This is a genomic window from Arthrobacter sp. GQ119, from assembly GCF_059759125.1.
This window is the reverse complement of record NZ_JCAXEA010000015.1, coordinates 1-11,388: the sequence shown is the minus strand read 5'-3', so window position 1 is coordinate 11,388 and position 11,388 is coordinate 1. Positions and strand designations below refer to the sequence as shown.

The 11,388-nt window shown below is 58.2% G+C and carries 14 protein-coding genes; 2 read left to right on the top strand and 12 right to left on the bottom strand.

Translation table 11 applies throughout. The annotated features are described in order from the left end of the window. Positions 1 to 22: 22 nt before the first annotated feature. From AC6CH3_RS14495 to AC6CH3_RS14440, 12 genes are all read right to left on the bottom strand, one after another. Positions 23 to 1,051: a pilus assembly protein TadG-related protein gene (locus AC6CH3_RS14495; protein WP_498133113.1), complete on the bottom strand. Its 1,029-nt coding sequence runs from the start codon at positions 1,049 to 1,051 to the stop codon at positions 23 to 25. Then, positions 1,039 to 1,413: a TadE/TadG family type IV pilus assembly protein gene (locus AC6CH3_RS14490; RefSeq protein WP_498133112.1), complete on the bottom strand. Its 375-nt coding sequence runs from the start codon at positions 1,411 to 1,413 to the stop codon at positions 1,039 to 1,041. The genes AC6CH3_RS14495 and AC6CH3_RS14490 overlap by 13 nt, the downstream gene beginning before the upstream one ends. A gap of 115 nt (positions 1,414 to 1,528) precedes the next feature. After that, the gene (locus tag AC6CH3_RS14485) at positions 1,529 to 1,768 is read right to left on the bottom strand and encodes a Flp family type IVb pilin (RefSeq protein WP_498133111.1); all 240 of its coding nucleotides are present in this window, start codon (positions 1,766 to 1,768) and stop codon (positions 1,529 to 1,531) included. A 258-nt stretch (positions 1,769 to 2,026) separates the two neighbouring features. Further along, complete coding sequence (locus tag AC6CH3_RS14480; protein WP_498133110.1) at positions 2,027 to 2,908, bottom strand: type II secretion system F family protein; 882 nt, start codon at positions 2,906 to 2,908, stop codon at positions 2,027 to 2,029. 10 nt (positions 2,909 to 2,918) lie between these two features. Further along, positions 2,919 to 3,863: a type II secretion system F family protein gene (locus AC6CH3_RS14475; protein ID WP_498133109.1), complete on the bottom strand. Its 945-nt coding sequence runs from the start codon at positions 3,861 to 3,863 to the stop codon at positions 2,919 to 2,921. A gap of 2 nt (positions 3,864 to 3,865) precedes the next feature. Continuing rightward, positions 3,866 to 5,338: a TadA family conjugal transfer-associated ATPase gene (locus tag AC6CH3_RS14470; RefSeq protein ID WP_498133108.1), complete on the bottom strand. Its 1,473-nt coding sequence runs from the start codon at positions 5,336 to 5,338 to the stop codon at positions 3,866 to 3,868. Further along, a complete protein-coding gene (locus tag AC6CH3_RS14465; RefSeq protein WP_498133107.1) occupies positions 5,335 to 6,534 on the bottom strand; it encodes a CpaE/TadZ family protein in 1,200 nt (399 codons plus the stop codon). Before AC6CH3_RS14465 ends, AC6CH3_RS14470 begins: the two co-directional genes overlap by 4 nt. Next, on the bottom strand, positions 6,534 to 7,304 hold the full coding sequence (gene cpaB / locus AC6CH3_RS14460) for a Flp pilus assembly protein CpaB (RefSeq protein ID WP_498133106.1): 771 nt from the start codon (positions 7,302 to 7,304) through the stop codon (positions 6,534 to 6,536). The genes AC6CH3_RS14465 and cpaB overlap by 1 nt, the downstream gene beginning before the upstream one ends. A gap of 59 nt (positions 7,305 to 7,363) precedes the next feature. Next, the gene (locus tag AC6CH3_RS14455) at positions 7,364 to 8,398 is read right to left on the bottom strand and encodes a pilus assembly protein TadG-related protein (protein ID WP_498133105.1); all 1,035 of its coding nucleotides are present in this window, start codon (positions 8,396 to 8,398) and stop codon (positions 7,364 to 7,366) included. Positions 8,399 to 8,427: 29 nt separating this feature from the next. Continuing rightward, positions 8,428 to 8,835 (bottom strand): TadE/TadG family type IV pilus assembly protein, encoded by a 408-nt coding sequence (locus AC6CH3_RS14450; protein ID WP_498133104.1) that lies wholly within the window; start codon positions 8,833 to 8,835, stop codon positions 8,428 to 8,430. A gap of 117 nt (positions 8,836 to 8,952) precedes the next feature. Beyond that, complete coding sequence (locus AC6CH3_RS14445; RefSeq protein WP_498133103.1) at positions 8,953 to 9,159, bottom strand: Flp family type IVb pilin; 207 nt, start codon at positions 9,157 to 9,159, stop codon at positions 8,953 to 8,955. Positions 9,160 to 9,442: 283 nt separating this feature from the next. After that, entirely contained in the window at positions 9,443 to 10,108 is a 666-nt protein-coding gene (locus AC6CH3_RS14440) for a prepilin peptidase (protein ID WP_498133102.1), read from the bottom strand. A 297-nt stretch (positions 10,109 to 10,405) separates the two neighbouring features. Here AC6CH3_RS14440 and rplM point away from each other — a divergent pair, with 297 nt between their 5' ends. Then, positions 10,406 to 10,849, top strand: coding sequence for a 50S ribosomal protein L13 (gene rplM, locus AC6CH3_RS14435; RefSeq protein WP_400478972.1), 444 nt, complete (start codon positions 10,406 to 10,408; stop codon positions 10,847 to 10,849). Between the two features lie 36 nt (positions 10,850 to 10,885). Continuing rightward, the coding region (rpsI, locus tag AC6CH3_RS14430) for a 30S ribosomal protein S9 (protein WP_498133101.1) at positions 10,886 to 11,388 on the top strand (503 nt) is incomplete at its 3' end.

Genomic DNA, 11,388 nt, shown 5'->3' with positions numbered 1-11,388 from the left:
ACTCCTGTGCTTCGGAAAAGAATTATTGCGAGAAACGGACAATTGTGGCCCCATTGTCGTCAACCGGTCCAAGCGTGTAACCGTCCGAGAGGGACACGTACTTAATAAAACTGCCGATGATTCCGCGACAGTTTCCCTTGCATTCCAGAGCGGAAGTTACGTACGGTGATTCGTTGCGGAATGTGTCCGGGGTGGAGCTGTTACCACTGAATTTCCAGCCTGTAACTTTGAATGCAGCGAAAGAAACCATGTGATACTTAGCGCTGTTTCCCGTTCCAGAGACTGCATCGAATACGGGGAGTAGTACGACGATTTCGCGGCCGGCAGTGATCTCGTCCGCCCACTTCTGCAGCGTGGCGGCGCAGTTGCCCGGGGCGTTGTTGCCTGGGTCGCTGCCGCCCTCTTCAACTATAAGATCAATGGTTCCGCCGCAGACGCCGGGATCTTGCGTTAGCCAGCCAAAGCCGCCTGCAACAGCAGCGCCCGAGGGACCGTACTTACAGTCGTCGTCGGCAGTGTTGCCATGGTTCACCAACAGTTGCAGGGCTCCGCCGACTTTATCTTTGACCTGACAGATCGAGAACGTGACGGGGAATGCGGTACGTCCGGCAACGGGGCTGCCCCACTGGACGCTGGCGCTAGCATTGACTTCAGCGTCGGAAATACCCAGCGCGTTGGCAAAGAACAGCGACACTTTGTTTGGATCCTGGCCCAGTTCCTGCGCTCCAGCCGTCACCTTGACGGTTCGGTTGGAGATGTTGAGTGCGATGGACTTGACGTTGCTTCGGCCATCCAAGGCATTGCCGCTAACAATGGACGTTGCCAGGTCGGAGCTCGTAGCGCAGGCTACATCCGCCTGGTTCTTGGCGCACTTCTGTGCCACGAGTAGGGCTGTCGCGTCGGCGCCGTTCTGGAGTTGAGCTTTCTCGGAGTAAAGCATTCCGACGTCCACCGCGATGGCCGCGAATCCTAGGAGCACCACCATGAGGAGTGCAACGAGGATGCTAACGCCGCCGCGTTCCTTGTCACGATGTTTCTTCAGCCGGCGCATAGCATAACTCCTCTCCCTCTCATGGCGATTGGTCCAGCCACACCCGTCAGAGTGCTGAGCGAGTAGCTGACGGTTACCGTCATTTGGGCGCCGTTGGCGCAACTTGCGGCGCTGAAAGTTATGTTCGAGTCAACAAGAGTGGGGTTGAGGGACACGGCGGCGTTTTTTGCCGCTGTCCGAGCCGACGTCTGATTGTTGGAGATCGCCATGACCCGGACACCTTCCCGGGCTGCATTGGTCAGGGAAACCTGGGCGTTGTAGGCGCGACCAAATTCCATGATGCCCAACAGGATCATGACGAGGATCGGTGCCAGGATGGCGAATTCGACCGCCACTGCTCCGCGCTCGGATGCCTTGGACATTTGGTGTTGGCCTTTCGGGACGCCTTGGTTCTACGACAGAACAGTGGCGGCGGCATGGGCCGCCGCCACTGTTTTACGGGCTAAGCCCGACGAGGCCGAGTGCCTGGCTGTGGAGCTACGGTGCGCAGGTTCCGCCAGCGGCCGTGGTAGTGGTCTGGGCGACCGCTGTCCATGTGCCGCCACCAACCTGGCACTTTACTTGTTCGAACATTGTGGTCAACGTCCCACCGAGGAGGCCGACTGCGATAATGATCACGACGGCGATGAGGCCGACCATGATGCCGTATTCGACGGCGGTGGCGCCCTTTTCATCACGGTGGAGACGGACTGCCAGATTGGTGTAGAGAGAAAGCATTTTAGACTCCTGAGCGAGTTTGGGGAGGCTGGTCCTGCACCAGCTCTGAAATAAAATTAGCAAGCCAATTCGCGGCGGAATATCGATCTTGCAGCTTCCTGTGCTAAGCCTTTCCAAACTGCGCATTTCCTGCGTTAACCCTGCGCTTGGCCTGCATCTCGGCCGAATTTGCCGAGAACCGCGCGCACAAAAGGACCCCCTCGGTGCTGGGGTCCGAGGGGGTCCGGTCTTGTGTGGCCTGCTACTTAGGAGCCATTTTCAGGTAAATATAGCCATGATGTTGATGACGGCAGGCCCAAGGAGCACGATAAAGAGCACTGGGAAGATGAAGACCAGCAGCGGAAAGAGAACCTTCACGGGAAGCTTCATCGCTTTTTCCTCTGCTCGCTGTCGGCGCTTAACCCTTGCCTGTTTAGCCTGGACCCGCAGGACATTGGCAATACCAATTCCGTACTTGTCTGCCTGAATTACGGCCCTCACAAAGCTCTTCAAATCCTGTACGGAGGAGCGTGCAGCCAGGGATTCGTAGGACTCTTGGCGAGGACGCCCCACTTGCATGTCCTGCAAGGTGCGCCTGAGCTCCAGGGCGAGCGGACCGTCACCGTAGGCTCCGGCCCGGGCCATGGCGGCTTCGAAGCCCAGCCCGGCTTCCACTGAGATCAACATCTGATCCAGCGTGTTGGGAAGCTCGAGTTCGATTACCTGCTGGCGTTTGACGCCTTTGTTGTAGATCAGGAGGTCTGGCACGAAGTACAGGAGAGCCGTAATAGAAAGTCCCACCCCGATGTTTTGCGGGGTCGGCGACTTGCTGATCAGCATTATTCCGAGCAACGCACCGGCGAGTGCCAACAGGGGTTTGGCGACGATCAACTTGTCCAGCGACATGGATTCGGGCCGGCCGGCCAGTGCTAGCCAGCGATCCAGTTTCGCCACGTAGCCTCCCGGAGTCAACCGCTTGGAGAAGTCCAGCATTATGGGAGTGCGCTGCAACGCCACATTCACGCCGCCCTGGGCAAAGCCCTGCCCTAGATTGTTTTGAACTGCTAGGGCTCCCTTTCGATCCAAGGTAACGACAACCCAAGTGAAATAGGCCAGTGGGAGTACGATGGCTGCAATGATCAGCCAAGCAATTGGTGTCATGACAGGTCCCCTAGAACTTGATCTTCACAGTGCGGCTCATCCAGAAGCCGCCAGCCACAAACATGAGAAGACTGGCTACCATCATGATGTTTCCAGTCGGTGTATCGACAAAGACCGCCATGTAACTCGGATTGACCGCCAACATCAGTCCGGCGACTGCTACCGGCATCGCCATCAGGATAATGGCCGAAATTTTGCCTTCAGCGCTGAGCGAGCGAACTTGACCCTTAATCTGGCTCCGTTCCCTGATTGTGCCGGCAACTTCATCCAACACCTGGGCCAAATCTCCGCCGACCTCTCGATTGATTTGGATGGCTTGGCCAATCCATCGGAAGTCCTCGCTGTCCATACGGTCAGCAACTTCATCAATGGCCTGCCCAGAGTCCTTGCCAATCCTCGACTCGTTCACGATGCGTGACAGCTCTTCCGACGTAGGCGCATCGGCCTCTTGGGCCGCCGCGTCCATGGAACGCATGATGCTGTGCCCGGCGCGGAGGCCGCCGATCAGCATCTGAATGGTGTCAATCAGTTGGGCTTCAAACTTTCCTCGTCGCTTATCCCGGCGTACCACAAGCATGATCTTGGCGCCGAAAGGCGCAATCAACGCGAGCAGGATACCGACAAGGAGATTGCCCATAAGAGTTCCAAGCAGGCCGGCAACGAAGGTCGCTGCTGCGACCATCACGGTGAAATCTGCAGGTGCCATTTTCACGCCCGCGTTGTAGAGCACGTCCCTGTTGTAGGGCCCCCCTGATTCGCCTAGGAAGCCGCCCATGGCTTTGACTGTCGACTGAGAAACCTTGGAGATGGCAGAATAGTCATCCTGCACCAGGTCGGGTCGCCGCCGTTCAGCTGACAGGGAACCATAGCGGGGCTTCAGAACCACCAGGAACAGCACGAGGAGCGCTCCGAGACATAGCAGCAAGGCGACTACCAACACCGCTGGAGATTCCATGACTAACGCCTCCCGATCGGTACGGCTGAGCCGAAGACTGCAGGAGAGACCGAGATCCCGAGTTCGGAGAATCGATCGAGGAATCTGGGACGGATGCCGGTCGGAAGGGGGCGCCCGAGGAACCGGCCGTGTTGATCCATTCCGGCGGAGTAGTCGAACAGGAACGCATCCTGAAGGGTTACGACATCACCTTCCATTCCTTGAACCTCGGTCACATGTGTCACGCGACGGCTCCCGTCGCGAAGCCTGGTGACCTGGACGATAAGGTCCACCGCCGAAGACACCTGTTCCCGGATTGCCCGCAATGGCAGATCCATCCCGGCCATCAGCACAAGGGTTTCAAGCCGTGCAATTGCATCCCTCGGTGAATTGGCGTGCACGGTGGAAAGTGAACCATCGTGGCCGGTGTTCATTGCCTGCAGCATGTCCAACGATTCTCCGCCACGAACCTCCCCGACGATGATTCGATCAGGTCGCATGCGCAGGGAATTACGGACAAGTTCCCGGATTGCGACTGCACCCTTACCCTCGATATTGGGCGGCCTGCTCTCCAGACGTACAACATGCTGCTGCTGCAATTGCAGTTCCACCGCATCCTCAATCGTTACTATCCTGTCGTCCTCCGGAATGAATGAGGACAGCACGTTGAGGAGGGTGGTTTTTCCTGTGCCTGTGCCGCCGGAGACGATGATGTTCAAGCGTGCCCGGACACAAGCACTTAGCAATTCGGCCATTTCCGGAGTAACAGATCCCCAATCAATCAGGTTCTGGACGGTTATGGGAATGTGGCTGAATTTTCGGACTGTCAGTGATGGACCGTTAACTGCAAGTGGCGGGATAATCGCGTTGACACGTGAACCGTCTTCCAGCCGTGCGTCCACCAGAGGAGAGGATTCGTCGATGCGACGTCCCACTTTGGAAACAATCCGTTCAATAACTTTCCGAAGATGATCATCTGAACTGAACTGTGACCCGGTCAGTAACAGGTGTCCCTGGCGCTCAACGTAAATTTGGTCGAAGCGATTGACCATGATTTCAGTCACGGAAGGATCCTCCAGGAGGCGTTGCAGGGGACCAAGTCCCATTACTTCATCAGCGATTTCCCGAATGAGCCGCCGACGCTCTTCCGGAGAAAGCGGAACCTGCTCTTGGTCGATGACTGCAGAGAGCTCATCGACTGCCAGGCTGCGCAGGTCTTCATCTGACGTGGAGGTATCGCCGGAGCGTGTCCCCATACGTTCAAACAGCGCCGATGCTGCCCGTTGTTTCAAGCTGGCGAGTGCATCGACAGCTTGAATCACGGGTGCTCCGCCCAGGTTCAATGCCGATGGCACGGGCGTGTGTACCGGAGAAACCGTGGGAAGGGCCACAGGTGCGGCAGGTTTAGGTTGAGCGCCGGACATCTCGCCGCCAAATGACTGAGGTTCGGGTGACGTCATGTCACCCCGCCGCGATAAACGATCTGAAAGTCTCATGAGACAACCACCCTCCGGTGCAGCTTATTGTGGGTGGACGACACCCATTGTGGATCGAAGCGATCCACGAGCTTCTTTAGGCCCTTTGATGCAGAATCCCGGGTGTTGGCCTGCAACACCGGAACACCGCGATTAGTGGTAAACGGCAAGGTCCGGGACCGGGGAATAACGGCATCAATCGGTACGCCGATGGTGGCTTCGACATCCTGGACGGAGATTCCGCTCTTTCTGTCGCCAAAATTGAGCACCGTATGCCGGCCGGCGGGCAAGAGCTGCAGCTCTTTCAACACACTGAAGCACTTGCGAAGGCCCCGAATGCTCGGTACGTCCATGCCACAGACCCATACCGCGTCGGTGGCCTGCTCCAAAGTGGCGAGCACGTGTTCCCCGAGGCCAGGGGATGTGTCTACCACCACATACTTGAATTCAGTGGCCAATTGATTCAGCAGCCGACTGATGTGCTCTCCAGTGATGTAGTCGGACTCCGCAGGGGTCCGCGGGGCGCAGAGGGCGTAGATTCCAGCGGGGTGTACCGTAAGGAACGCCTTAAGGACCATGGAATCCTGGGAAGCAGCGCCGTGGACGGCTTCCGTTATGGAGTGCTCAGGCTCGAGCAACAATCCTGAGGCGACGTCTCCGAACTGGAGGTCAAGGTCGACAATAACCACACTCATCGGGGCGACCTTACCCAGGCCAATCGCCAGGTTGGTGGCCACAGTGGTCTTCCCGACCCCGCCTTTGGGAGACATAACGGCGATAACCCGGCCGCGATCACGGCCCGGCTCGGCAGCAGGTGCCATGCCGCGCCGGCGGCTGGCCGAGGCGAGACATGCCCGCTCCAGCAACACACGCAGGTCGTTGAGCTCTATCTCGGGCGTAACCACGTCACGGATTCCTGCGTGCATGGAGCGGAGAACCAGTTCGGGACTGGGCTCGGCTACGAGAAGGAGGCTGATCTCCGGGTACTGCAGATCAAAAACAGTCGCCAACTTCAAGGCGTGCTCTGGGGCGACACCGGGGCCAAGGATAAGGACTTCCGGGGGGTCTCCGCTGAGTTGCCTGAAGACGTCTTCCGGGCCGCCGGACAGCACGTCGGGGGAAAGTGTCTGGAGATCACCATGTACAGCGCCCGTGATTGCCTGACGAACACGGCTTTCGAAGTCGCGGACCGCCGTGATGGCCACGAATCGGCTCATTAGTACAGCCCTCCAAAGGTCGTCACCGGAGGATTGCTCTTCTTTGTGGTGTCAGTTTGCTTCGCCAACCACAACGTGCCGAATTCGGCACCGAAGACCAGCTTGGCGGCGTCGGCATCGCTCCTGGCCACGGTCACAAAGGCGGACCCGTTGGGCATTTCGACACCCTTTTCAGTGGAACTTGATTCAGTTTTTTTGGCGTCAGGCGCTGCTTTTTGCACTGCCGTGACAAGAACATCGTGAAAGAGGAGACCGGTGGACTGTTTCCAGCCCTTGGTTTCAGCTGGAACGTTGGCGTTGGCGGGCATGCCGTCGTCGGACTTGAAAGAGGAATACACCGTCACCTTGTCGCCGGCTTCGAGCCTGCCGCCCAGGATACGTTCCGGTGCGAGGAGGAAGGTGACTTCCTCGAGTCCATCAGGAACCGGCACAGTCCCGGGCAGGAGTTCTTTCGGGTCTACCAACCGGCTGGCGAGCACTTGCTCCCCCGCCTCAAGGTTTACGGAGGTGATTTTCCCCTTCTGGTCACTGAGGCCGGCGAGGTACCCTTCCGGAACCGCCGCCCTCGGAAGGGTCTCCAGTTGAACCTTGTCGCTCAGATCCTCCGCTTTTGTGCCAGCGGGAATTGTTTCTTTCACTACCAATACATCTATGGGGTCCAGCCCTTGCGCCGCCCTGCTGTCAGCTCCCTGTACGTACATGACCAGTAGTACAGTTCCGATAATTGCTAACAGCAGTGCTGCAATGCCTCCCAGCAGGCGTGTTTTCACTTCGATTGCTCCTTTTTTCGGGTTGATGTGTTGTTTAGTTCGGATGGAGCGCCGGCAGGCTACTCCGTAAGTACGGCTACCGAACCTCCATAGTTCGGGCCGCCGGTCAACGAAAGTCCCTCTTCAAGAGAGACAAAGCGGGTGAAGTAGCCTTGCAGGTGTCGGCAGTTGCCATCCTTTTTTCCCTTGTCGTTCAAACATTCCGGGGCCAGGGGGTCTATGTGCTCATCGCTGCCACTGAACTTGTAACCAGTAACCTGGAACGCGGCGAAGCCGATCAGGGAATAAACCGTGTTGTTGCCGTTGCCTGCGTTTGAGTCGAAGAGAGGGATAAGCGCCGGCTCATCCATGATTGTGGAATGCAATTCATCGCATACCTTATTGGGCTGATTCGGAAAGTGATTTCCAGGTTGCCCATTCACCGTTGCCGAGAGATCGATGTCCGTTGAACAACCACTATTGGTCTCGAGCCATCCGAAACCTCCGGGGCGATAGCCATTTTGCGCCTCACAACCAGGAAAGGTTGGCGTATTTTCGTCGTAGCGAAGCAGAATATGCTCGTCTGACGGGTATCCTGTGAACGTTCCAGTGCTAGTCAGCGAGGCAAGTTGGCTTGGAGTTAGGAAATGTTTGAAGACGCACTCACTCACGATCCAGGGTAGGGTGGTTGCCGCTGAAGGAGTGCCCCAAGATGCTTCAGCATCCGCATGGATAACGGCGGTTTCGTTGCCTAGTACCCGGGCGAAGAAAAGCGAGAAGCTATCGTCCGTCGACCCCGCCGCCTGGGCATTGGTCTCAACTCTGACCGTGTTGGCGTTGGGTTGGGTTACCGAGAACACCCCGCTGGAATCGTCGTTGGCGTTGTCATCAGCAAGGCGGTTAGCTGAATCAGTCATTTCGGTGGGGCAGTCAACTCCTTTTGCGCACTCTGCGGCGATGGCCAGTGCTGTCGCGTCGGCGCCGTTCTGGAGTTGGGCTTTTTCCGCGTATATTGCCCCGACATCAATTGCGAGGGCGGCGAACCCCAGCACAACTACGAGCGTGACGGCCACGACCACCGCAACAGCACCCTGCTCACTTTGCTGATCGGCCAACTGCTTGTGCCGTGCGGATCCAGATACTCTTAGCCGCCGCATCTCATCACCCCTACTCCTGTCATATCCAGCGGGAAGAGACCGGGAGATCCAAAGAATCCTGCGTCCAGGAACCCTGACATGGAGGACAAAGTGACGCTGGTAGTCACCTCTACGTCCTCTCCGGAAGAGCAATCAGTGGCGTTATCTGCGACGGCGACTCCGAGCCCACTGAGTGACGGAGCAGCTGCGAGAGCCGTGCCTTCAACGTCCAAGTCATCATCGTTGTAATGGATTGCCGCGTGTCGGGCACCCTCGCGGGCTGCCTGAGTCAATGAGACCTGGACGTTGAAGACCCGGCCGAATTCCATAATTCCGATAAGAATCAAAAGCAGTAGCGGGAGGACAAGGGCCATCTCAACGGCGGCTGCACCCCGCTCTTTTTCGTGTATCTTCAAGACGAACTCCCCCGATTTGTGTTTTCCAGGGAACAGACCCTGAACGGGCAGTTCCTCTAAAGCGGTTGGCTCTGGTGACGGCTGTTACCGTCACCAGAGCCAACAGTGAATTGCCTATTACGGGGTGGCTGCGCCGAGGTCCGCCGTGACGCCATCGAACAGGGTGTCGATGCCAATGCCCAGGGCGGTGGCACCCACTGCCACGACAACGGCGATGAGGGCGACCATCAGGCCGTACTCCACCATCGTTGCGCCCTTTTCGGATGAGAGACGATCCTTTACGCCGGCGACAAAAGCAAGCATAGAGACCATAAGAGAAGTCATTTTAGGTTCCTTTATTCGATGAAATTGATTTGGATATATTCCAACGAATCTCCAGCTGCCCCCATATTTCTTTAGCGGCTGGACTTCGCTAAGAAAAGATTGCCACTGGCATTTGGGCCCAACAATGCGTAGCAATACCTGACTTTCTCGGGGGAACCACAAGTAATCCCCCCAAGAAAGTACTCAGTCAGGAAACCCCAAGGTCGGAGACTACTTGGATTGATAAGCCTGGCTGGCTTTCTATTTCCTGAAAATCAGGCAGCAGGCGAGCATGCGCAGCTCGTCAGGACGTAAGCAGAACCATCCCAAGCGTCGCCGCCAGCATGGCTGGCCCGAAGGCCACTTCGGCCTGTTTTTCGGCGCGCTTAAAAGAAATCAAAACGACGGAGAAAATACCGCCCAGGATAAAGGCCAGGGCGCCACCGTAGAACAGCTGGCCCCAGCCTAAGTAGCCCAGGTACAAACCCATTGGGGCAGCGAGCTTCACGTCGCCCATTCCAATGCCGCGGGGCGAAATAATGGCCAAAATCAGGTAGACCACGAACAATATGGCGGTGCCCGCGGCCGCGCGGAGCAGGTCGGACCAGCCTGCGGAGGCCGAGCTGCTGGCCGCGAACAGCACCAGGCCCCCAATTAATAGGGTCAGTACGAGGGGATTGGGCAGCAAGTGGTGGGAGAGGTCTATCCGCGCCAGTTGTACGCCGAGGACGGCAAGAACCAGGAAAGCCGGCAGTGACCAGTCCATGCCCAGCCGCAGCGCTAAGGCGGCGCAGAGGGCTCCGGTGAGGGTCGCCGTCGTGATTCTTGACCTGACGGAAGGCAGGCCGCCGAGGCGGGGGAGGAGGCGTGCTATGAGCCGTTCGGTCAGTACACCAAGGACCGTGCCGAGTAAGCCGATGGCGACGACAAATGCGGGCCCGCCGCCGGCGGCCACACCTACAATGGACACGAAGACTCCCTGGCTGGATCGGCCCGGCGCCGCCGCGGGCATCCCAGCCCCCGCCACCGGATACCCCATTTTGACCCCGACGCCCCGTTCACGCTATTCTTGGTAGTCGTTGTGCGTGTCCTTTCTCGATGATGCGTGCCCTTGGGGATCCAGTTGCAGGATCGCTACTCAACGGGCATGTACGGGACTACTGGTTACATAGAGCCCTCACCTCTGTTCCGGTCGCGCATAGATAGTAGGCGCACCCCCGTGTGACGCCTAAAACAAGAACGCCAGAACAAGAACGAGGCAAACACCGTGCGTACGTACACCCCGAAGCCCGGCGATATCAACCGCCAGTGGCACGTCATTGACGCCACCGACGTTGTCCTGGGTCGTCTTGCCAGCCAGACCGCAACACTGCTGCGCGGAAAGCACAAGCCGACCTTTGCTCCCCACATGGACATGGGCGACTTCGTCATCATCATCAACGCTGAAAAGGTTGCCCTCACCGGCGCCAAGCTGGAGCAGAAGCGCGCATACCGCCACTCCGGCTACCCGGGCGGCCTGACCTCCGTCAACTACGCGGAACTCCTGGAATCCAACCCGGTCCGCGCCGTTGAGAAGGCCATCAAGGGCATGCTCCCCAAGAACTCCCTCGCTGCACAGCAGCTGGGCAAGCTGAAGGTCTACCGCGGTGCAGAGCACCCGCACGCCGCCCAGCAGCCCAAGACTTTCGAAATCACCCAGGTCGCCCAGTAGTCCTGGCCACCAACACTTTTATCTACAAGGAGAACCGTGGCTCAGAACGATGAACTGACCACCGAAGCCGTTGAGGCTGAGGAAAACCTGACCAGCTACACCTCGGAAAGCAGCGCTGCTGAAGCCGCCGCCCCGAAGAAGGAGCGTCCGGCGCTGACCGTTGCCGGCGCAGCTGTTGGCCGCCGCAAGGAAGCCGTTGCACGCGTTCGCGTTGTGCCGGGTTCCGGCAAGTGGACCATCAACGGCCGCGAGCTGGCAAACTACTTCCCGAACAAGCTGCACCAGCAGGACGTCAACGAGCCGTTCAAGATCCTTGATCTGGACGGCGCCTACGACGTCATTGCCCGCATCCACGGCGGTGGCCCCTCCGGCCAGGCCGGTGCACTGCGCCTCGGCATCGCCCGTTCGCTGAATGAGATCGACGTCGAGAACAACCGCGCCACCCTGAAGAAGGCCGGCTACCTCACCCGCGACGCCCGCGTCATCGAGCGTAAGAAGGCCGGTCTCAAGAAGGCCCGCAAGGCTCAGCAGTACTCCAA